Below are 21,349 nucleotides of genomic sequence, written 5' to 3' on the forward strand. Positions count from 1 at the left end.
CCTCCCCCCGCTTTCTCTTTTTTATTTTTTGCCCCCGCGCGCGGTCCCTGCCCCCGGGGGTGGGGGGGGGGCCCCGCCGGGGCCCGGTCGACCGCCCGGGGCTCCGCCCCGGCCCCCGCGCCTCAAACGCCGGCGGGGCTTGATGTGGTCACACCGGAACGTGCACCGACGCCACCCGTGACGCGACCACCCGCTCCCGCTCGGCGCGAGCCGCCCGTCCCCGCAGCCGCAGGATCTGGCTCACGCCGAGCGCCTCAAGGATGAACACCGCCGAGAACGCCACCCGGTAGTTGTCCCCGGTCGCATCGAGCAGCACCCCCACCGCGAGCAACGTCGTCATCGAGGCGATGAACCCGCCCATGTTGACGATCCCGGACGCCGTCCCCTGCCGCTCCGGCGGATTCGCCGGCCGCGCGAAGTCGAACCCGAGCATCGACGCGGGCCCGCACGCCCCGAGCACCACGCACATCACCACGAGCAGCGCCATCGGCGACCGCCCCGGCCACACCATGGGCAGCGCCCACATCACGGCGGTCATCGCCACCGTGCCGAGCGCCAACGGCAGCCGCGCGGCATGGTGCCGCGCCACGATCTGCCCGTACACAAGCCCGATCACCATGTTGGACAGCACCACGAGCGTCAGCAGTTCACCGGCCGTGCCCCGCGAAAGCCCCTGCGCCTCCACGAGGAACGGCAGCCCCCACAGCAGCAGGAACACCATCGCGGGGAACTGCGTCGAGAAGTGCACCCAAAGCCCGAGCCGCGTCCCCGGCTCCCGCCACGTCGCCGCGATCTGCCCGCGCAGATACGCGGCGCCCTTGTGCGTACCGGCCGGCGGAGCGGGCTCGAACCCCTCGGGGTGGTCCTTGAGGAACAGCAGCATCAGCACGAGCACCACGACACCCGCGAGCGCACTGCCCGCGAACGCGCCCGTCCACCCGATGCCGTGCAGCAGCCGCGCGATGACCAGCGTGGAGATGAGGTTTCCCGCCATGCCGACGAGCCCGGCCAGCTGCGCGACCAGCGGCCCGCGCCGCGCCGGGAACCACCGCGTGCCGAGCCGCAGCACGCTGATGAACGTCATGGCGTCGCCGCAGCCGAGCAGCGCGCGCGAGACGAGCGCCATCGAGTACGAGGAGGAGAACGCGAAGCCGAGCTGGCCGACGGTGAAGAGGATCACGCCGAGCGTCAGCACCTTCTTGGTGCCGAGCCGGTCGACCATCAGGCCGACGGGTATCTGCATGCCCGCGTACACGAGCAGCTGGAGGATCGAGAACGTCGAGAGCTCGGAGGCGCTGATGTGGAAGCGCTCGACGGCGTCGAGGCCCGCGACGCCCAGCGACGTACGGAAGATGACGGCGACGAAGTAGACGGAGACGCCGATCGACCAGACGGCGACGGCCCGCCGCCCGCCGGGTGGATCGCCGGGCAGCGTGACCGACGAAGACGTGGCTGAACTCATCGCTCGTCACCCCGCGCCAGGCCCCGCACCCAGCTCACGTGCCGGCGCATGACGGCGACGGCGGCCGTCTCGTCCCCGGCCCGCAGGGCGTCGAGGATCTCGCTGTGCTCGGAGAGCGTCTTGGCGATCCGGTCGGGGTGCGAGCGCATCACGGCGACGCCCATCCTCAGCTGCCGGTCGCGCAGCTGATCGTAGATGCGGGAGAGGATCTCGTTGCCCCCACTGCGGACGATCTCCGCGTGGAAGCAGCGGTCGGTGGTGGCGGCCTCCGTGAACTGTCCGGCGGCGGCCTGCGCCCGCTGCTCCTCCAGGAGTTCCTCCAGGCGCGCGATGAGCTGCGGCCGGGCGGGGACGGCCTTGCGCACCGCGTGTTCCTCGACGAGCAGCCGGGTCTCCACGACGTCCGCGATCTCCTGCGCGGAGACCGGCAGGACCAGGGCGCCCTTCTTCGGGTAGAGCTTGAGCAGCCCCTCGACCTCCAGCTTGAGCAGCGCCTCGCGCACGGGCGTGCGGGAGACCCCCACGGCCTCGGCGAGCTCGCCCTCGGTGAGCAGCGTCCCGCCCTCGTAGCGGCGCTCGAGAACGCCTCGTTTTACGTGGTCGTAGACGCGCTCGGCGGCGGGTGGCCGCTTCTCGGCGGCGGGCTTCCCGGCAGCGGCCTGTTCTGTGACGGTCGACGGCATGCGCACATCATAGATACAACACGTACGCAAGACGGAAGGCGTCCATGATGCGGGACGCCCCGACCCGGCGCCCACCCCTTTCGCGCAGCCACCCTTTCCACGCAACCACCCGGCCGCTCCACGTGTCTCACACAGCGCGCCCCCAACCTCAACGGGCGCAATTCCAGGCACATTTGGAGCACTTGCCTTGAAAACTCGCATTGCGGGCACAGCCGTTCTCGTCGCGGGAGCCGTGATCACCAGCGGCGCGCTGGCCACCACCGCGCAGGCCGCCACGGCACCGGCCAAGCCTTCGGTCGCCGCGGTCGGCGGCTATGTGATGAACAACGGGACGGGGTCGAGCCTGTACACGAAGGCCGCGGACACCCGCAGGTCCACCGGCTCCACCACCAAGATCATGACCGCCAAGGTGGTGCTGGCCCAGAGCAATCTGAACCTGGACTCCAAGGTCACGGTCCAGAAGGCCTACAGCGACTACATCGTCAAGAACACCGCGTCCTCGGCCCGCCTGATCGTCGGCGACAAGCCCACCGTCCGCCAACTGCTGTACGGGCTCATGCTCCCCTCGGGCTGCGACGCGGCGTACGCGCTCGCGGACAAGTTCGGCTCGGGGTCGACCCGTTCGGCGCGCGTGAAGTCCTTCATCGGCAAGATGAACAAGTCCGCCACCGACATGGGCCTGAAGAACACCCACTTCGACTCGTTCGACGGCATCGGCCACGGCGCCAACTACTCGACGCCGCGCGACCTGACGAAGATCGCTTCCTCGGCGATGAAGAACTCGACGTTCCGCACGGTCGTGAAGACGAAGTCGACGAAGCGGAAGGTCACCACGGAGTCCGGCGGCTACCGCTACATGACGTGGTCCAACACGAACAGCCTGCTCGGTACGTACTCCGGCACCATCGGCGTCAAGACCGGGTCGGGCCCGCAGGCCGGATACTGCCTGGTCTTCGCAGCGACGCGAAGCGGCAAGACCGTGATCGGTACCGTCTTGAAGTCGACGTCCGTGAGCGCACGAACGTCGGACGCCAAGAAGCTGATGGACTACGGCTTCAAGCGCTAGCAAATCAAGCCCCTGCGGCGATTGAGCAGCGGGGTCCGGGGCAGAGCCCCGAAACCCCAGCCCCGTCGCCGCAGGGCTCCACGTCACGCCCAGGTCAGCAACCGCTTCGGACGCTCCAGGATCGCCGCGACGTCCGCAAGCACCTTGGACCCCAGCTCCCCGTCCACCAACCGGTGGTCGAAGGACAACGCCAGCGTCGTCACCTGCCGCGCCTTGACCTTCCCCTTGTGCACCCACGGCTGAAGCTTGATCGCCCCGACGGCAAGGATCGCCGACTCACCCGGGTTCAGGATCGGCGTACCGGTGTCAACGCCGAACACCCCCACGTTGGTGATGGTGACCGTCCCGCCCTGCATCGCACCCGGGGACGTCTTGCCCTCGCGCGCGGTGGCAACCAGCTCGCCCAACGCGGACGCCAGTTCGGGCAGGGTCTTGGCCTGCGCGTCCTTGATGTTCGGCACGATCAGACCGCGCGGGGTGGCCGCGGCGATGCCCAGATTCACGTAGGACTTCTGGACGATCTCCTGGTTCGCCTCGTCCCAGGCCGCGTTGACCTCGGGGTTGCGCTTGATCGCGACGATCAGCGCCTTGGAGATGAGCAGCAGCGGGTTGACCCGCAGCCCCGCCATGTCCTTGTCGCCCTTGAGCTCCTCGACGAGCTTCATCGTGCGCGTCACGTCGATGGTCACGAACTCCGTGACGTGCGGCGCCGTGAACTTCGATTGCACCATCGCCTGCGCGATCGCCTTCCGCACCCCCTTGATCGGGATCCGGATCTCGCGGCCGGAGTCGTACGGAGCGGGGGCGGGGGCCGCAACCGGCTCGGGGGCCGGTGCGGGCGCCTCGGGCGCGGGCGCGACGGCCGCGTGCACGTCCTCGCGCGTGATGATCCCGTCGGAACCGGACGGGATCACGACGGCCAGGTCGACCCCGAGGTCCTTGGCGAGCTTGCGCACGGGGGGCTTGGCCAAGGGCCGAGGAAGGGAGGCGGTCCCATTCGCTGCCGCTGTGGGCAACTGTTCCGCAGGGGCGAGGGGGGTCCCCGCTGCTCGAGCGGAGTCGAGAGCTTGGGGGAGGGTGGGCACAGCCCCCGTTGCAGCGTCCGAAACGGCGGCCTCAGCCCCATTGGCCTCCTTGCGGGCCCGACGCTTCGTAGAGGATTCGGCGACGCCGTAACCCACGAGCACGGGCTGCCGCCCACTCGTCGCCTCGGCCTCGGCCTCGGCCGCCGGCTCCGCAACCGGCGCGGACGCAGGCGCATCCCCCGCCACGTCCACCGAAATGATCACCTGGCCGACGTCGACCGTCGTCCCCTCCGGGAAGAGCAGCTCCCGCACCACCCCGTCGTACGGGATCGGCAGCTCGACGGCCGCCTTCGCGGTCTCGACCTCGCACACGACCTGGCCGTCCGCGACGGAATCGCCCGGCTGGACGTACCACTTGAGAATCTCGGCCTCGGTCAGGCCTTCGCCCACGTCGGGCATCTTGAACTCACGAGCCATGACAGTGAGCCCCTTTCAGTACGCGAGCGAGCGGTCGACGGCATCGAGCACCCGGTCCAGGCCCGGCAGGTACTCCTCCTCCAGGCGCGCCGGCGGATACGGCGCGTGGTACCCGCCGACCCGCAGTACGGGCGCCTCCAGGTGGTAGAAGCACCGCTCGGTGATCCGGGCCGCCAGCTCCGCGCCGGCGCCGAGGAAGACGGGCGCCTCGTGCACGACGACGAGGTGGCGCGTCTTCTCCACCGACTTCTGCACGGCGTCGAAGTCCATCGGCGAGATCGAACGCAGGTCGAGGACCTCCAGGGACTTGCCCTCTTCCTCGGCAGCCGCGGCCGCCTCCAGGCAGACCTTCACCATGGGCCCGTACGCGACGAGCGTCAGGTCGGTGCCCTCGCGCGCCACGGTGGCCTTGTGCAGAGCGCCGGGCACGGCCTCCGTGTCGACCTCGCCCTTGTCCCAGTAGCGGCGCTTGGGCTCGAAGAAGATCACCGGGTCGTCGCTCTGGATGGCCTGCTGGAGCATCCAGTAGGCGTCGCTCGCGTTCGACGGCGAGACGACCTTGAGCCCCGACACGTGCGCGAACAGCGTCTCGGGCGACTCGCTGTGGTGCTCGACCGCGCCGATGCCGCCGCCGTACGGGATCCGGATGACGACGGGCGTCTTGACCTTGCCGAGCGCGCGGGCGTGCATCTTCGCGAGCTGCGTGACGATCTGGTCGTACGCGGGGAAGACGAAACCGTCGAACTGGATCTCCACGACCGGCCGGTAGCCGCGCAGCGCGAGGCCGATCGCGGTGCCGACGATGCCGGACTCGGCGAGCGGGGTGTCAATGATCCGGTCCTCGCCGAAGTCCTTGTACAGCCCGTCCGTCACCCGGAAGACGCCGCCGAGCTTGCCGACGTCCTCACCCATGACGAGGACCTTCGGGTCGTTCTCCAGCGCCGTGCGCAGGGACTCGTTGATCGCCTTGGCGATCGGAAGCTTCTTCACAGCCATGTCCTCAGGCCCCTTCCCCGGCGGCTTCATCGGCGAATGACGCCTGGTAGGCGGCGAATTGCGCGCGCTCCTCGTCGACGAGCGCGTGCCCGTCCGCATACACGTTCTCGAAGATCGCCATGAGGTCCGGGTCCGGCATGGCCCGTACGACATCGCGTACTCGCTTGCCCAACGTCTCGCTCTCGGCGTCGAGTTCCGCGAAAAATCCCTCATCCGTGTCGGTTTGGGACTCCAGATACGCGCGCAGGCGCAGAATCGGGTCCTTCGCCTCCCAGGACACGCGCTCGTCGTCGGACCGGTACTTCGACGGGTCGTCGGACGTCGTGTGCGCGCCCATGCGGTACGTGAACGCCTCGATCAGTGCAGGACCCTCGCCCTGCCGGGCCCGGTCGAGGGCCCAGCGCGTCACGGCGAGGCAGGCCAGCACGTCGTTGCCGTCCACGCGTACGCCGGGGAAGCCGAAGCCCTGCGCGCGCTGGTACAGCGGCACGCGCATCTGGCGCTCGGTGGGCTCGGAGATCGCCCACTGGTTGTTCTGGCAGAAGAACACCACAGGGGCGTTGTAGACGGCCCCGAAGTTGAAGGCCTCCAGGACGTCGCCCTGGCTGCTCGCGCCGTCACCGAAGTACGCGATCACCGCGCTGTCCGCGCCGTCCTTGGCGACGCCCATCGCGTAACCGGTGGCGTGCAGCGTCTGCGAGCCGATGACGATCGTGTACAGGTGGAAGTTGTTGCTGTTCGGGTCCCAGCCGCCGTGGTTCACGCCGCGGAACATGCCGAGCAGGTTCGTCGGGTCGACCCCGCGGCACCAAGCGACGCCGTGCTCGCGGTAGGTCGGGAAGACGTAGTCGTCCTCGCGGGTGGCCCTGCCGGAGCCGATCTGGGCCGCCTCCTGGCCGAGCAGCGACGCCCACAGGCCCAGCTCGCCCTGGCGCTGAAGCGCGGTGGCCTCGGCGTCGAAGCGGCGGGTGAGGACCATGTCGCGGTACAGGCCGCGCAGCTCGTCGTCGGTGACGTCGGCGACGTAGCGGTCGTACTCGGGGTTGTCGACCCGCTTGCCCTCAGGGGTCAGCAGCTGCACCAGGTCGCTCTGCGGCGCCTCGGCCGTGGCGGCCTTCTTGGTGACCCGCTTAGCGGGGGCCTTGGCGGCAGCGGCTGTCTTGCCGGGGGATTTCTTCGCAGACTTCTTCGCAGCGGTCCGCTTGCGCGGCGGCTGTGCCTTCTGCGCTGCGGCAGTGCTGTCGGCACTGTCTACGCTCACGTGTGCTCCTCCGTCGGTCCGGCCCCGGGATTGCCGGATGGCCAGTCGGCTCGGCTCGCCTGGTCCGTCCCACGCACGGGGTGGGTGCGAGGCGCCGGACAACAGGCGTGATGGAAACAGCTCGGCGCTCCGGCAAGCACCCTTCACCCAGCACGTTACCCAGTGGGTCACACATCTGCGAAACCCCATCTGACCTGCGATTTTGCTTGGATTTCCAAGTAAGCCGTTGGTTGGATTTCCTAGTATCGCGAAGTAAGACGAAGCGTCGCAGGTCACAGCTGTGCGACGGGTCCTGGGTCTCAGCCTGGCAGGGGGCCGGAACACCGGCACGTTATCCCGGTCACCCCACGATCATCTAGGGCGCGGCCAAGGTTGATATGTGAGACTGAAGCCGTGCGCGAAGATGGAAAAATCCGTGTATTTCTGCTCGACGACCACGAAGTGGTCCGCCGCGGCGTCCATGAGCTGCTGTCGGTCGAGGACGACATCGAGGTGGTCGGAGAGGCCGGAACGGCCGCCGACGCCCTGGTGCGCATCCCCGCGACCCGGCCCGACGTGGCGGTGCTGGACGTGCGCCTGCCGGACGGCAGCGGGGTCGAGGTGTGCCGGGAGATCCGCTCCCAGGACGAGTCGGTCAAGTGCCTGATGCTGACGTCGTTCGCGGACGACGAGGCACTCTTCGACGCGATCATGGCCGGCGCCTCCGGATACGTACTGAAGGCGATCCGCGGCAATGAGCTGCTCTCCGCCGTACGGGACGTCGCCGCCGGCAAGTCGCTGCTCGACCCGGTCGCCACGGCCCGCGTCCTGGAGCGGCTGCGCGACGGCGGCCGCAAGAGCGACGACAAGCTCTCCGGCCTCACCGACCAGGAGCGCAAGATCCTCGACCTGATCGGCGAGGGCCTGACGAACCGGGTCATCGGCGAGCGTCTGCACCTCGCCGAGAAGACCATCAAGAACTATGTGTCCAGCCTGCTGTCGAAGCTCGGCATGGAGCGCCGCTCCCAGGCGGCCGCATACGTGGCCCGTATGCACGCCGAAAAGCGCTGACGCCTCGTCGTGACGGCCGGCGGGTTACTCGCCGCCGGTGTCGCCCCCGATGACACCGCCGGCGTCCTCGGTGGGCGGCGGGCTGTTCTCGCCGCCTCCGGGGGACGTCTCGGTCGGAGTCGGCTCGTCCGTCGGGTCGTCCGTCGGGTCGTCCGTCGGCTGGTCCGATGTCGGCTGGTCCGTCGGCTGGTCGGACTGCGTCGGCGTCGGGTTCGTGGTGGTGGGCTGCTGCGTCGGCGTGTAGCCGGTGTCGCCGCCCGTGCTCGTGCCCGGCTCCTCCGTCGCACTCTGCGACGCGTCGTCGTCGGCCGACTTGCTGGGCTTTGACGTCTTCTCGGACTTGGTGGCGCTCGGCGACTTCTTGTTACCGGGGTCCTTGTCGCCGTCGCCGCCGCTGCTGAGCGCCCAGGCGACGCCCACCGCGATCGCGATCACCGCGAGCACGGCGACGATCCACAGCTTGCCGCGGCCGCCTCCGCCGCCGCCCTTCCCGTTCCCGTCGAAACCGCCGTCGTCGCCGCCCGGCGGACGCAGCATCGGCTGCTGGGCCGTGCCGTTGTCACCGGGGTGCTGCATCGCCGTGGTGGCCGCGACACCCATCGCGGGCGTCGAGCCGCCCTCGTGCGCGTCGACGGGGCCGGTGTTCCAGGTGCCGGTGTGGCCACCCTGCTCGTACAGCATCTGCAGGCTGTACTGGACGAGCCCGCGCATCTCCTCGGCCGTCTGGAACCGGTCGTCCGGGTCCTTGGCGAGCGAGCGCATGACGAGGCCGTTCAGCTCCGGCGGCACCTCGTCCGTGACCTCGGAGGGCAGCAGGGGGGTGTCCTGGACGTGCTGGTAGACCACGGACAGCGGGGTCTCACCGGTGAACGGCGGGCGCAGTGCGAGAAGTTCGTAGAGCAGGCAGCCGACGGCGTACAGGTCGGAGCGGTGGTCGACGGCCTTGCCGAGGGCCTGCTCGGGCGAGAGGTACTGCGGGGTGCCCATGACCATGCCGGTCTGCGTCATGGTCGACTGCGCGCCGTGCAGGGCGCGCGCGATGCCGAAGTCCATCACCTTCACCGCGCCGGTGTTGGTGATGATCACGTTCGCGGGCTTGATGTCGCGGTGCACGATGCCGTGCTGGTGCGAGTACGCGAGCGCTTCCAGGACACCCGAGACGATGATCAGGGCCTGCTCGGCACCCGGCGCCTCCGCGCTGAGCAGGAGGTCGCGGATGGTGCGGCCCTCGACCAGCTCCATGACGATGTACGGGACCGTGCTCCCGGCGACGACGTCCTCGCCGGAGTCGTAGACCGCCACGACCGCGTGGTGGTTGAGCCCCGCGACCGACTGTGCCTCGCGGGTGAAGCGGGCCTTGGAGACCGGGTCCTCGGCGAGGTCGGAACGGAGCAGCTTGACGGCGACCTGGCGCCCGAGACGTACGTCCTCGGCGGCGAACACCTCCGCCATGCCGCCCCGGCCGAGTCTGCCGGTGAGGCGGTACCGCCCATCCCCAACGAGCCCGCCGTTACCCCACATCTCCGGCATATCTGACATACCGCCGCCAGTCGCCTCGGGGTCGGACGGGCCCTGAGCGCGCTGCTGCTGTGCCATCAGTCCTCGCCGTCGTTTCTGTCCATGCTTATCTGGGCTGCCGGATCCATGCTTCGGAGTACGTGCGGTTGCGAAATACCGACTCCGTCGGGCCACGCTACAGGCATCGGCCATGTCGCTGTTCCGAGATGGACCGGACATCCAACCCGTTGCCGTGCAGGCCTTGCAAATCGTGAGCGGGATATTTGCAGGCGGCCGATGACGATTCCGTGATCACTTGGGGCGATCGGCACCTGTCGTCGTGGCCAAGTTCACGCACGCGTAGGGGCCCGCCATGGGACGGGCCCCTACGTGTGTATCTGTTGACCTGTGTGTTGACCAGAGGTCCTGTGTGTTGACTAGAGGTACGGGCCGCCGGAGCGGCCGCCCGCGCGCGGGTCCTCGTCCTCCTCGTCGCCGCCGACCCCGGGCGGCAGAGCCCGGCGCATCTGCTCGAGCTGGGCGCGCGCCGCCATCTGCTGGGCGAACAACGTCGTCTGGATGCCGTGGAAGAGCCCCTCGAGCCAGCCGACCAGCTGGGCCTGCGCGATGCGCAGCTCGGCGTCGCTCGGGGTCGCCTCCTCCGTGAAAGGCAGGGAGAGCCGCTCGAGTTCCTCGACGAGTTCGGGGGCGAGACCGTCCTCGAGCTCCTTGACCGAACTGGAGTGGATCTCCTTGAGGCGCTGCCGGCTCGCTTCGTCCAGGGGAGCCGCGCGCACCTCTTCGAGCAGCTGCTTGATCATGCTGCCGATGCGCATCACCTTGGCGGGCTGTTCCACCATGTCGGTCACCGGGATCTCGCGGGACTCGTCGCCGCCACCGCCGCCAAGCGCCATGCCGTCCTGGCCCACGACCAGGACCTGCGGGTTCTCCGGCGACTGTTCGTTCCTCGGCATCTCCATGCCGCCATTCTCTCGTACGTCGCTGTCACATCTCGGTGGTGCCCCCGTGAGGAGCTGATCCACCGTGTCGGGCGGGCCAAAATCCGGCGTGCCTGTTTTATCCCTCTATGTGAGGCTAAGCACAAGCATCTGGACGAACGGGAGCGGAAGGGGGCTGGGGATGCGGCGGCTTCGGTGGGTGGCCGGGCTTCTCTTCTCCGTACTGCTGCCCCTGGCGGCGCCGGTGTCCCCGTCGTACGCGGCAGGGGCTACGTCGTACGTCGCCGGGCCTTCGTACGTGGCCGGGCCTTCGTCGTACGTCGCCGGGGCCTCTTCGTACGCTGCCCGGCCCGCGTCCGCTGCCCGGCCCGCTTCGTACGTCGCCGAGTTCCAGGCGTACGTCGCCGAGCCCTCGCCGCACGGGTCCCTCGCGGGGAGCCGGGCGGGCGTGGGCCGGACCCCGCCGGGGCGCGAGCTTCCCACTCCTGACGCCACCGGGGCCGCCGTGCTGCCCCCGGCCCCCACCGAGCCCCCGCCCGCCGTGTCGCAGGAACCGCGCCCCGAGCGGCCCACCCCCGAGCGGCAGGCCGTCGGCGAGCCCGGGACCGGGCCCTTGGTGAACGTGCTGCCGCTGGGGGCAGGACTGCTGCTCACGGGGCTCGGCCTCGGGCTCCTGGCGCTGCGACTGCGCCGGTGATCCAGGTCCCGCCGAGGGTTACGCGTTGGTGAGCAGGACCTTGCCGATGTGACCGGACTCCTCCAGGACCCGGTGGCCCTGCGCGGCGTCGCTCATCGGCAGCGTGTGGTCCACGATCGGCCGCACATGGCCGCCCTCGATCAGCGGCCACACGTGCTCGCGCACGGCCGCGACGATCGCCGCCTTCTCGGCCGTCGGGCGGGCCCGCAGCGTGGTCGCGGTGATGGCGCCGCGCTTTCCGAGCAAAGTGGCGATGTTGAGCTCGCCCTTCACCCCGCCCTGCATCCCGATGATGGCGAGCCGGCCATTGGTGGCGAGGGCGTCGACGTTGCGGTTCAGGTACTTGGCGCCCATGTTGTCGAGGATGACGTCCGCGCCGGCCCCGTCCGTGGCGTTCTTGATCTCTTCCACGAAGTCCTGCTCGCGGTAGTTGATGAGGATGTCCGCGCCGAGCTCCGCACAGAAGTCGAGCTTCTCCTTCGTGCCGGCCGTGACCGCGACCTTGGCGCCGACCGCCTTCGCGAGCTGGATCGCCATCGTGCCGATGCCACTGGAGCCGCCGTGCACGAGGAAGGTCTCGCCGGGCCGCAGATGGGCGATCATGAAGACGTTGGACCAGACGGTGCAGGTCACCTCGGGCAGCGCGGTGGCCGTGACCAGGTCGAGGCCCTGCGGCACCGGGAGAAGCTGCCCCGCGGGGACGGCGACCTTCTCGGCGTAGCCGCCGCCCACGAGCAGCGCACACACCTCGTCGCCGACCGACCAGCCGGAGACGCCGGCGCCGAGCGCGACGATCCGGCCGGCGCACTCCAGGCCGGGGTAGGGGGAGGAGCCGGACGGCGGACTGTAGAAGCCCTGCCGCTGGAGCAGATCGGCGCGGTTGACGGCGCTGGAGACCACCTCGACCAGGACCTCGCCCTCGCCGGGTACGGGATCGGGCACCTCCGTCCAGACAAGCGCCTCGGGTCCGCCGGGTTCCGGGATCGTGATCGCATACATGGCCGCGAGGCTACTCCCGCGGATCAGCCACGTGGAGATCATCCACCTCGCGGAAAGCATCGGCGTAGCGGAGGGGCCGGCTTCGCGGACGGGATCAGCTTCGCGGAGGGCATCGGCCTCGCGAACGGGGTCCCCCTCGCGAAGGGCATCGGCCTCGCAGACGGGGCCCCTCGCGGAGGCGACCAGCCTTGCGGACGGGCTCTCCCTCCCGGAGGGCATCTCGCGGACGGGATCAGCTTCGCGGACGGCGTATCCCTCGCAGAGGGCATCCGCCTCGCAGAGGCAAACAGCTTCGCGGAAGCGATCCCCCTCGCGGACGGAGTCTCCCTCCGGAGGGCATCCGCCTCGCGAACGGGATCCCCTCGCGGAGAGGGCCAGCCACACGGACAGGATCTCCCTCCCGGAGGGCATCTCGCGGACGGGATCAGCTTCGCGGACGGCGTATCCCTCGCAGAGGGCATCGGCCTTGCGGAGGCGATCCGCCTCGCGGACGGGCCCCCTCGCGCAGGGCATCGGCTTCGCGGAGGCGGTCAGTTTCGGGGGGTGGGCTTCATGTCCGGGGCCAGTTGGGTCATGGGCGTGACGCGGGTGATCGTGATGAGGCGGTCCGTCAGCTTGAGCGAGCCGACGGCCGAATCGTCGTAGCCGAGTACCCGGTGCCCACGGATGACGCTGACGACCAGGTCCTCCGTCTCCTTCGGCTGAAGCCCGACCTCCGCCTTGGTCACCGGGCGTTCGACCAGGTCGAGGCCGGAGCCCTTCTGGATGAGGTCCTCCATGACCATGCCCGCGTGCGGGCTGAGCACCGAGAGGCCGAGCAGCCGCCCCGCCGCACTGGCACTGGTGATCACGGCGTCGGCGCCGGACTGGCGCAGCAGCGGCGCGTTCTCCTCCTCACGGACCGCGGCGACGATCTTCGCCCCACGGTTCAACTGCCGTGCGGTGAGCGTCACCAGGACCGCCGTATCGTCTCGCTGCGTCGCGATGATGATCTTCCGGGCCCGCTGCACCTCGGCCTGCAAAAGGACCGAACTGCGCGTGGCATCGCCCGTCACGCCCGCGTATCCATGGGCGTTGGCGCTCTCGACGACCTTGGGGCTGGGGTCGACCACGACCACCTGCTCGGGCTTCAGGCCACTCGCGCAGACGGTCTCCACGGCGCTGCGACCCTTGGTTCCGAAGCCGACGACGACAGTGTGGTCACGCAAGGTGGACCTCCAGCGTTTCAGGCGCCATTCCTCCCGCGTCCGCTCGGTGAGGACTTCGAGCGTCGTGCCGACCAGGATGATCAGGAAGAGCACACGCAGCGGCGTGATGACGAAGATATTGGTGAACCGCGCCGCGTCACTGACCGGCGTGATGTCGCCGTATCCCGTGGTGGAGAGCGTGACGGTCGCGTAGTAGAACGAGTCGAGCAGGTCGACATGGCCATCTGAGTTGTCGTTGTAGCCGTCTCGGTCGATCCACACGATCAGCGCGGTGACGACGAGCACGGTGAGCGCTATCAGCACGCGCCGAGCCACTTGGAGGAGCGGACGCTCGACGACCTGCCGAGGGAGTTTCACCCGGTAGGTCGCGGTCCGCTCGTCCTCTTGGCGTGCGATGGCGTCATCGCCGGCCAGTTTCACGTGAAACACCCTTCGTTTCCCGCCGGGTTGAGGCCGGGCAGACCGGGGTTCCACGACCACGGCAGGTCGAGGATCTCCACCTCCTGGCCCTCCTTGGCGCCGCCGGGCGGGATGACGGCGAGCCCATCGGCGGCCGCGATACCGCGCAGCATGGCCGGACCGTTGTAGTGCAGCGGCACCGCCCACTCGTGCCCACTGCCGTCGTCCTGCCGCAGCACGATGGGGATGAGACGGGTGTCGTGTGGGTGGCCGGGAGCGGGGGTGTGCAGGGGGGCGGTGTACGCGTCCGCGGTACGGCCCACGTCCAACTGCCGCCGCCCATCCTGGACTTGCCGCTGCGCGGAGCTGTGCGTCTGGTCCTGCGCCCGGCCCGAGAGCACCCGGAGCAGCGGTTCGGCGAGCGTGGCCAGGCCGGAGACGGCGGCCAGGGGGTTGCCGGGGAGCCCGACGAGGTGCTGCCCCTCCTTGAGCCGGGCCAGCAGCATCGGGTGGCCGGGGCGGACGGCGACCCCGTCGACGAGGAGTTCGGCGTCGAGGGCGCGCAGGGTGGGGTGCACGTGGTCGACGGGTCCGAACGCGGTGCCGCCAGTGGTCACAACCAGGTCGGTACCGGCCTCTCGTACCGCCTTGAGCAGCGCCTTCGCATCGTCACCGAGCCGGCGTACGGCGGTCACCTCGACGCCGAGCGCGCGCAGCCAGTGCGGGAGCATCGGGCCGAGCGCGTCCCGGATGAGGCCCTCGCGGGGGAGGCCGGAGGTGAGCAACTCATCGCCGAGGATCAGCACTTCGACCGTCGGGCGCGTGACGACGGTCACGGTGTCGTACCCCGCGGCGGCGGCAAGACCGAGGACGGCCGGGGTGACGAGGGCGCCCGCGGGCAGCAGCAGCTCGCCGCTGCGGCACTCCTGGCCGCGCGGGCGGATGTCCTGGCCATGGACGACCTCGCGCAGCGGGTGCAGCTGGCCGCCCGCGTCGATGTGGCCGTGCTCGCTGCGGATGACGGCGGTGGCGTCCGAGGGGACACGGGCTCCGGTCGCGATCGCCGCGGCCTCGCCGTCGGCCAGCGGGGCGGGCGGCTCGTGCCCGGCGAGCAGCCCTTCGCCGCCCACGGCCCAGGGGCCCGGGCCTGCGACGACCCAGCCGTCCATCGCCGAGGTGTCGAAGGACGGCAGGTCCGTCAGGGCGGTCAACGGGGCGGCGAGGACCAGGCCGAGCGCCTGGTCGAGCGGGACGCTTCGCGCTCCGCGGGGTCCGCGTTCGGCCCGTGCCGCGGTGCGGCGGGCAGCGGCCCAGGAGGTCGCGGCGGGGCGGGAGGTGTGGCGGGGCGACGAGGCGGCGGTGGGCGGGGCGGAGGTGCCGGGGCCGGGGGACGTGGGGGCTGTGGGGCCCGTGGCCTCTGGGGCGGACGGTTCCGGGCGTCGGGCGGCGGGCCGGTTGTCGTTCGCCAGGGCGATCGCCTCGTCCACGTCGACGTCCATCGGGTCGATGCCCACCGGGGCGGTCTGCGCGGACCGCCCGCTGTGGGCGCTCATCCCGCGTCCGGCTGGGAATCGGTCTCCGGCTCGGAACCGGAACCCGGCTCGGATTCGGCCTCTTGCGCCCAGCGGTTGGCCAGCTCGGCCGCCTTCGCCGCGGCCGATGCCACGGCTTCGGGCCCGCCCCCTGCCTGCGCCGCCGCGTATCCCACGAGGAACGTCGTCAGCGGCGCCGCGGGGCGCGCGACGCCGTGCGCGGCGTCCCGGGCGAGGTCGAGCAGAACGCCCGTGTCGACGTCCAGGTCGATACCCAGTTCGTTCTTGGCTGCGGTGATCCATTCGTCAAGCACTCGTCCATGCTCCCTGATACGTGACCGGGCGGCGGCGATGTCGTCCCAGGTGTCGCAGTCGAACGACGCGACGGGGTCGGTGATGCGGATGAGGCTGAGGTTACGGGTGAGCAGACGCAGCGGCAGTCCATTGAGGTCACCGTGCTCGGCGGCGAGTTCGCCGAGCACGCGGTGAAGCGCCGCGTACCGGTAGGCGGCGACAAGCGGCTGGTCACGGCCGTCACCGTCGGCCAACAGGGCGCCGTCGACGCCGCTGACGGCCTCACTGCCGAGGGCGTCGCTGTCGAGGGCGTCGCTGTCGAGAGCATCGAGCAGCGCTCGTACCGTGTGCTCCCCCAGGAACGGCAGATCGGCGGAGAGCACAAGAACGCTCTCCGCCTCGGAGCCGACTGCCGCGACTCCCGCCCGCAGCGCGGCCAGCGGCCCCCCACCCGGCGGCTCCTCGCGGGCCCAGACGACGGGGCGCGCGGTGCGCCGCGGCTCGGCGACCACGACGGTGGTGCGGGCCCCCACGCACGCGTGCAGGACCCGGTCGAGCAGCGCGCGACCGCCGATCCGCACACCGGGCTTGTCCGCGCCGCCGAGCCGGCGCGCGCCGCCCCCGGCGAGGACGATGGCGTCGTACGCGTTCATCCCCCGAGTATGGGCTCACGGGCGATCATTGCCACCAGGCGGGCGGGCGATCCTTGCCATCTGGCCCACCGGGCCGCCCGGTCACAGGGTGCGCAGCAGCACCGCCGGTTGTTCCACGCAGTCCGCGACGTACCGCAGGAAGCCGCCCGCCGTGCCGCCGTCGCACACCCGGTGGTCGAAGGTGAGCGAGAGCTGGACGACCTGGCGGACCGCCAACTCCCCTTCGTGCACCCAGGGCTTGGCGGCTATTCGGCCGACGCCGAGCATGGCCGCCTCGGGGTGGTTGATGATCGGCGTGGAGCCGTCGACACCGAACACCCCGTAGTTGTTCAACGTGAAGGTGCCGCCGGTGAGTTCCGCGGGCGACAGCTTCCCGGCCCGTGCCGCGTCGGTGAGCCGGGCGAACTCGGCGCTCAGTGATTCGGCTCCGCGCGCGTGGGCGTCCCGTACGACGGGCACGACCAGGCCGCGGTCGGTCTGCGCGGCGAACCCGAGGTGCACCTCGTCGAGCCGGACGAGCTCGCGTCGCTCGGTGTCGACCTTGGCGTTCAGCTCCGGGTAGCGGGCCAGGGCCGCGGTGCAGATGCGGGCCAGGAGCGCGAGCACGGAGATCTTCGGCCCGCCTGCGTAATTCATCGCCACGCGTGCGTGCATGAGTTCCGTGGCGTCGGCGTCCACCCAGCAGGTCGCGTCGGGTATCTCGCGCCGACTGCGGGACATCTTGTCCGCCACGGCCCCACGAATGCCGCGCAGAGGGGTGCGGTGCTCCTGCCGGGGAGCGGCGGGGGTGGGGGCGGGGGTGCGCCCAGGCGCGGCGGTCGCCTCGGCGGCGGCGGTCGCCGCGCTCGCCGCGTTTTCCACGTCTCCCCTGAGGATGAGCCCGTCTGGGCCGGATCCGGTCAGCTCTCTGAGGTCCACGCCGCGCTCACGGGCGAGCTTGCGGACGAGCGGGGAGATCACCGGGACCGGCCCCTGGGCCCTCGGAGCACTCTCCGGTGACGGTGCGACGGGCACGCTGTCCAGCGGCGCGGGCCGCACCCGCCTGCGCCGGGTCGGCGCGGTGGCGGTCCCGTACCCCACCAGCACGTTCCCCGAGCCCTCGGCCTTCTCCGTCTTCGTGGGCTCCTCGGCGGCAGCGGCCGGGGCCGACGCGGGGACGTCCGAAAGCGGCACGTCCGAAGACGACCGCGCGCCCACCGCCACCATCAACAACGGCGCCCCGACCGGCAGTTCGCTGCCCTCGTCGCCGAAGCGGGCCGTGACCACGCCGCCGTACGGGCACGGCACCTCGATCATCGCCTTGGCGGTCTCCACCTCGACGACGGGCTGGTCGACGGCGACGACGTCACCGACTCCCACCAGCCACTGCACGATCTCCGCCTCGGTGAGTCCCTCCCCGAGGTCGGGCAGCTTGAACTCGAGCACCTGCGCCATTACCCCACCCTCCCTCACTGATCCCATTGCAGCCGGGCCACCGCGTCCAGTACCCGGTCCACTCCGGGCAGATGGTGCCGCTCCAGCATGGGCGGCGGATACGGAATGTCGAAACCGGCCACCCGCAGCACCGGCGCCTCCAAATGGTGGAAGCAACGCTCGGTCACGCGCGCGGCGATCTCCCCGCCGGGCCCGCCGAAGCCGCCCGACTCGTGCACGACGATCGCGCGTCCCGTGCGCCGGACGGACTCGGTGACCGTCGCGTCGTCGAACGGGACCAGCGAGCGCAGGTCGACCACTTCAAGATCCCACCCCTCCCCTCGAGCCGCCTCGGCCGCCTCCAGACAGACGGGGACGGACGGGCCGTACGTGATCAGCGTGGCACTGGTGCCGGGGCGGCGAACCACTGCCGTACCTATCGGAAGAACGTCTTCCGGCGCCTCGGGGTTCCACGAATCCCTCGCCCAATAAAGGCGCTTGGGTTCCAGGAAGACGACCGGGTCGTCGGAGGCGATGGACTGCCGCAGCAGCCCGTACGCGTCCGCGACCGTGGCCGGCGTGACGACGGTCAGGCCCGGCGTCGCCATGTAGTACGCCTCGGAGGAGTCACTGTGGTGCTCCACACCGCCGATCCCGCCGCCGTACGGCACCCGCACGGTGATGGGCAGCGGCATGGCGCCGCGCGTCCGGTTGCGCATCCGCGCGACGTGCGAGATCAGTTGCTCGAAGGCGGGGTACGCGAACGCGTCGAACTGCATCTCCACGACCGGGCGCAAGCCGTACATCGCCATGCCCACGGCGGCGCCGAGGATGCCCGCCTCGGCGAGCGGCGTGTCCGTGCAGCGGTCCTCGCCGAACTCCTTCGCGAGCCCGTCGGTGATCCGGAAGACGCCGCCCAGGGTGCCCACGTCCTCGCCCATGACGTGCACGGCCGGGTCCTCGGCCATGGAGTCGCGCAGCGCGCGCCCGAGGGCCTGCGCCATGGTGGCGGGCTTGGTTCTGGGCGGCCTGGCCACAGTGGTCATGCCTGCTCCCCTTCCGCCTCGGCGTCCAGCTCGGCCCGCAACAGCGCCGCCTGCTCACTCAGTTGGGGGGTCTGCTCGGCGTACACGTCACCGAACAGGTCCATCGGGTCGAGGGCGGGGTCCTGGTTCATCCGCGCGCGCAGCTCGGCCGCCTGTTCCTCCGCGCCGTCGCGCACGGCCTGGACACCGGCCTCGTCGATGAGGCCGCGGCCGGTCAACTCCCGCTCCAGGAGCAGGATCGGGTCGTGCGCGCGCCACATCTCGACCTCGGCGTCGCTGCGGTAGCGGGTCGCGTCGTCGGCGTTCGTGTGCGCGTCCATCCGGTACGTGACGGCCTCGACCAGCGTCGGACCACCGCCCTCACGCGCGCGGGTGACGGCGTCGGTCAGCACCTCGTGCAGAGCCGCCGCGTCGTTCCCGTCGACCAGGCGGCCCGGCATCCCGTACCCGACGGCCTTGTGGGCCAGGGACGGCGCCGCGGTCTGCTTGGCCAGCGGCACGGAGATGGCGAACCCGTTGTTCTGCACGAGGAAGACGACCGGCGCCTGCCACACGGCGGCGAAGTTCAGCGCCTCGTGGAAGTCGCCCTCACTGGTGCCGCCGTCGCCGACCATGGCGAGCGCCACCACATCGTCGCCCTTGAGTTGCGCGGCATGTGCGAGGCCCACGGCGTGCGGGAGCTGCGTCGCGAGCGGGGTGCAGAGCGGCGCGATGTGGTGCTCGCGCGGGTCGTATCCGGTGTGCCAGTCGCCCCGCAACAGGGTCAGGGCCTGTACGGGGTCGAGGCCGCGGGCGACGGCGGCGAGGGTGTCGCGGTAGCTGGGAAAGAGCCAGTCCCGCTCCTCGAGGACCAGCGCCGCGGCGACCTCGGCGGCCTCCTGGCCGACCGTCGAGGGGTACACGGCGAGGCGGCCCTGCTTGGTCAGCGCGGTCGCCTGCACGTTGTACCTGCGGCCGCGCACCACCTCCGTGTACAGGCGGCGCAGCAGCTCGGGGTCGACGCGGGCGGCGGCGTCGGTGCCCAGGACCCGGTGGGGCTCGGCGTCGGGCAGCAGCGGCGCGGGGTCCGTGCGGGGCTGCCAGGCGGGCGGCGGCACAGGCCTGCCGCGCGTGTCCCGCTGGTCCATGACCGTCATGACGGCACCTCCTCGGGGGAGCGGCTCGGACGGCGCGTCGTGTGATGCGCCTCACCTACCGATTGTTCGGTCGACGGCACATTTTGGCTACAGGCACCTCCAGGCTGTGGACAATCGGTTCTCCACAGCCTGAGATGAATGCAGTACGTCCATGGTAAGGAGGCGGGGGCGGATGGCATCTGAACAAATGGCCGACGGCTCCGGGAGCCCGGTCCAGGACCCCGCGGCCCGCCCGCTGGACGCGATCGACCGGGACATCCTGCAGCTGCTGCTGAAGGACGGGCGGGCGTCGATACGCTCCGTCGCCGAGCAGGTCCATGTGTCCCGGGCGAACGCCTACGCGCGGATCAACCGCCTCATCGAGGACCGCGTGATCCGCGGTTTCGGCGCCCGCGTCAACCACGAGCGGGCCGGGCAGGGCGCCTCCGCCTACATCACGCTCAAGATCGTCCAGAACACCTGGCGGACCGTGCGGGAGCAGCTGCGCCGGCTGCCGGAGGCCTCGCACATCGCACTGGTCAGCGGCGATTTCGACGTCCTGATCCTGGTGCACACGCAGGACAACAGGGCCCTGCGCGACCTGGTCCTCACCAAGCTCCAGTCAATCCCCGAGGTGCTGAGCACGCGCACGCTGCTGGTCTTCGACGAGGAAGACCTCGAAGGGAGCGCGCCCGACTCCTGAGGGCTCCCGAGGACTCTCAGGGGGTCAGCCGGCCTTGCGCAGCCCCTGGAAGACCAGCTCGACCACGGCGTCCGCCACTTCACGGTCGCCGAGCCCGCCGCCGTCCGGCCGGTACCACTCCACCAGCGAGTTGATCATCCCGAAGACGAGCCGCGTGGCGAGCCGCACCTCGATGTCACCGCGTACCTCCCCGTCGGCCGCGGCCGCCCTGAGCAGCTGGGCGACCTGGTGGTCGAACTCCCTGCGCCGCTCCATGGCCCACCGCTCGGTGTCGGTGTTGCCACGCACCCTCAACAGAAGGGTCACGTAGGGCAGTTCACCGGTGAGCACCTCGACCATGCGCCGTGTGACGTACTCCAGGCGCTCGATCGCGTGCCCCGCGCGCGCGGGTTGCTCGTCGAGGATCGCGAAGAGGCCGTCGAGCGCGCGGCTCACGGCGCGGCGCAGCAGCTCCTCCTTGCCCGTCACATGGTGGTAGATCGACGACTTGGAGATGCCGGCCGCCTTGGACAGGTGCTCCATGGATGTGCCGTCGTAGCCGCGCTCGTTGAAGACGGTGACCGCGACCGCGAGCAGGCTGTCGGGCGTGTAGGTGTCGCGGCGCGCACCCGTGTCCCGTCGTGCGGTGGTCATGCGGAGCCCTCTCGCTTCTTCTCGACGAGACGGTCAAGTGCTGTCATGCACGTGATCCTCCCGTACGCGGCGCAGCCCCGGGGCTCGGGGGCTCATCGGGTGCGTATCCGGACGGTTTTCCACAGCTTTTCCGCACCCCCTTGTCCCGACCGATCGTTCGGTTACTCTAACTCTGTTGGCT

General features: G+C 70.5%; 19 protein-coding genes. 4 read left to right on the top strand and 15 right to left on the bottom strand.

Going from position 1 to position 21,349, the window contains the following annotated elements; all coding sequences use genetic code 11:
* Nucleotides 1-148: 148 nt before the first annotated feature.
* Nucleotides 149-1,462 carry an MFS transporter gene (locus tag ABT004_RS17315; protein WP_351337222.1) on the bottom strand — a complete coding sequence of 438 codons (1,314 nt, stop codon included), beginning with the start codon at nucleotides 1,460-1,462 and terminating at the stop codon, nucleotides 149-151.
* Nucleotides 1,459-2,145: a GntR family transcriptional regulator gene (locus ABT004_RS17320; protein WP_351337224.1), complete on the bottom strand. Its 687-nt coding sequence runs from the start codon at nucleotides 2,143-2,145 to the stop codon at nucleotides 1,459-1,461. The genes ABT004_RS17315 and ABT004_RS17320 overlap by 4 nt, the downstream gene beginning before the upstream one ends.
* A gap of 187 nt (nucleotides 2,146-2,332) precedes the next feature.
* Here ABT004_RS17320 and ABT004_RS17325 point away from each other — a divergent pair, with 187 nt between their 5' ends.
* Nucleotides 2,333-3,211, top strand: a complete 879-nt coding sequence (locus ABT004_RS17325) for a D-alanyl-D-alanine carboxypeptidase family protein (protein ID WP_351337226.1) — start codon at nucleotides 2,333-2,335, stop codon at nucleotides 3,209-3,211.
* An 83-nt stretch (nucleotides 3,212-3,294) separates the two neighbouring features.
* On the opposite strand, the gene ABT004_RS17330 is transcribed toward ABT004_RS17325, so the two are convergent.
* From ABT004_RS17330 to pdhA (ABT004_RS17340), 3 genes are read right to left on the bottom strand one after another with little or no spacing between them, the layout of a single operon-like run.
* Complete coding sequence (locus ABT004_RS17330; protein ID WP_351337229.1) at nucleotides 3,295-4,713, bottom strand: dihydrolipoamide acetyltransferase family protein; 1,419 nt, start codon at nucleotides 4,711-4,713, stop codon at nucleotides 3,295-3,297.
* A 15-nt stretch (nucleotides 4,714-4,728) separates the two neighbouring features.
* On the bottom strand, nucleotides 4,729-5,709 hold the full coding sequence (locus ABT004_RS17335) for an alpha-ketoacid dehydrogenase subunit beta (protein ID WP_351337232.1): 981 nt from the start codon (nucleotides 5,707-5,709) through the stop codon (nucleotides 4,729-4,731).
* Nucleotides 5,710-5,713: 4 nt separating this feature from the next.
* Entirely contained in the window at nucleotides 5,714-6,970 is a 1,257-nt protein-coding gene (gene pdhA, locus ABT004_RS17340) for a pyruvate dehydrogenase (acetyl-transferring) E1 component subunit alpha (RefSeq protein ID WP_351337235.1), read from the bottom strand.
* A 393-nt stretch (nucleotides 6,971-7,363) separates the two neighbouring features.
* Here pdhA (ABT004_RS17340) and ABT004_RS17345 point away from each other — a divergent pair, with 393 nt between their 5' ends.
* Nucleotides 7,364-8,020 carry a response regulator gene (locus tag ABT004_RS17345; RefSeq protein ID WP_351337238.1) on the top strand — a complete coding sequence of 219 codons (657 nt, stop codon included), beginning with the start codon at nucleotides 7,364-7,366 and terminating at the stop codon, nucleotides 8,018-8,020.
* 24 nt (nucleotides 8,021-8,044) lie between these two features.
* On the opposite strand, the gene ABT004_RS17350 is transcribed toward ABT004_RS17345, so the two are convergent.
* Both ABT004_RS17350 and ABT004_RS17355 read right to left on the bottom strand, forming a co-directional pair.
* Nucleotides 8,045-9,616, bottom strand: coding sequence for a protein kinase domain-containing protein (locus ABT004_RS17350; protein ID WP_351337241.1), 1,572 nt, complete (start codon nucleotides 9,614-9,616; stop codon nucleotides 8,045-8,047).
* Between the two features lie 338 nt (nucleotides 9,617-9,954).
* Nucleotides 9,955-10,497 carry a bacterial proteasome activator family protein gene (locus ABT004_RS17355; protein WP_351337244.1) on the bottom strand — a complete coding sequence of 181 codons (543 nt, stop codon included), beginning with the start codon at nucleotides 10,495-10,497 and terminating at the stop codon, nucleotides 9,955-9,957.
* A 160-nt stretch (nucleotides 10,498-10,657) separates the two neighbouring features.
* Between ABT004_RS17355 and ABT004_RS17360 the strand changes: the two genes are divergently transcribed.
* Nucleotides 10,658-11,173: a hypothetical protein gene (locus ABT004_RS17360; RefSeq protein ID WP_351337247.1), complete on the top strand. Its 516-nt coding sequence runs from the start codon at nucleotides 10,658-10,660 to the stop codon at nucleotides 11,171-11,173.
* 18 nt (nucleotides 11,174-11,191) lie between these two features.
* Here ABT004_RS17360 and ABT004_RS17365 read toward each other — a convergent pair whose 3' ends face one another.
* From ABT004_RS17365 to pdhA (ABT004_RS17395), 7 genes are all read right to left on the bottom strand, one after another.
* Nucleotides 11,192-12,172 carry an NAD(P)H-quinone oxidoreductase gene (locus tag ABT004_RS17365; RefSeq protein ID WP_351337250.1) on the bottom strand — a complete coding sequence of 327 codons (981 nt, stop codon included), beginning with the start codon at nucleotides 12,170-12,172 and terminating at the stop codon, nucleotides 11,192-11,194.
* A 530-nt stretch (nucleotides 12,173-12,702) separates the two neighbouring features.
* A complete protein-coding gene (locus ABT004_RS17370; RefSeq protein WP_351337252.1) occupies nucleotides 12,703-13,800 on the bottom strand; it encodes a potassium channel family protein in 1,098 nt (365 codons plus the stop codon).
* Nucleotides 13,797-15,332, bottom strand: coding sequence for a molybdopterin molybdotransferase MoeA (locus ABT004_RS17375; RefSeq protein ID WP_351337253.1), 1,536 nt, complete (start codon nucleotides 15,330-15,332; stop codon nucleotides 13,797-13,799). Before ABT004_RS17375 ends, ABT004_RS17370 begins: the two co-directional genes overlap by 4 nt.
* Nucleotides 15,329-16,258 carry a DUF6457 domain-containing protein gene (locus ABT004_RS17380; RefSeq protein WP_351337256.1) on the bottom strand — a complete coding sequence of 310 codons (930 nt, stop codon included), beginning with the start codon at nucleotides 16,256-16,258 and terminating at the stop codon, nucleotides 15,329-15,331. The genes ABT004_RS17375 and ABT004_RS17380 overlap by 4 nt, the downstream gene beginning before the upstream one ends.
* 81 nt (nucleotides 16,259-16,339) lie before the next feature.
* Nucleotides 16,340-17,692 carry a dihydrolipoamide acetyltransferase family protein gene (locus ABT004_RS17385; RefSeq protein WP_351337259.1) on the bottom strand — a complete coding sequence of 451 codons (1,353 nt, stop codon included), beginning with the start codon at nucleotides 17,690-17,692 and terminating at the stop codon, nucleotides 16,340-16,342.
* 14 nt (nucleotides 17,693-17,706) lie between these two features.
* Nucleotides 17,707-18,717, bottom strand: a complete 1,011-nt coding sequence (locus ABT004_RS17390; RefSeq protein WP_351337262.1) for an alpha-ketoacid dehydrogenase subunit beta — start codon at nucleotides 18,715-18,717, stop codon at nucleotides 17,707-17,709.
* Nucleotides 18,714-19,853, bottom strand: a complete 1,140-nt coding sequence (pdhA, locus tag ABT004_RS17395) for a pyruvate dehydrogenase (acetyl-transferring) E1 component subunit alpha (RefSeq protein WP_351337265.1) — start codon at nucleotides 19,851-19,853, stop codon at nucleotides 18,714-18,716. The genes ABT004_RS17390 and pdhA (ABT004_RS17395) overlap by 4 nt, the downstream gene beginning before the upstream one ends.
* 172 nt (nucleotides 19,854-20,025) lie before the next feature.
* Between pdhA (ABT004_RS17395) and ABT004_RS17400 the strand changes: the two genes are divergently transcribed.
* Nucleotides 20,026-20,535 carry an Lrp/AsnC family transcriptional regulator gene (locus ABT004_RS17400; protein ID WP_351337266.1) on the top strand — a complete coding sequence of 170 codons (510 nt, stop codon included), beginning with the start codon at nucleotides 20,026-20,028 and terminating at the stop codon, nucleotides 20,533-20,535.
* Between the two features lie 24 nt (nucleotides 20,536-20,559).
* On the opposite strand, the gene ABT004_RS17405 is transcribed toward ABT004_RS17400, so the two are convergent.
* Entirely contained in the window at nucleotides 20,560-21,168 is a 609-nt protein-coding gene (locus ABT004_RS17405) for a TetR/AcrR family transcriptional regulator (RefSeq protein WP_351337269.1), read from the bottom strand.
* Nucleotides 21,169-21,349 lie beyond the last annotated feature (181 nt).

Origin of the sequence: Streptomyces sp. NPDC002790 (genome assembly GCF_040295505.1) — a bacterium.
Taxonomy (GTDB): Bacteria; Actinomycetota; Actinomycetes; order Streptomycetales; family Streptomycetaceae; genus Streptomyces.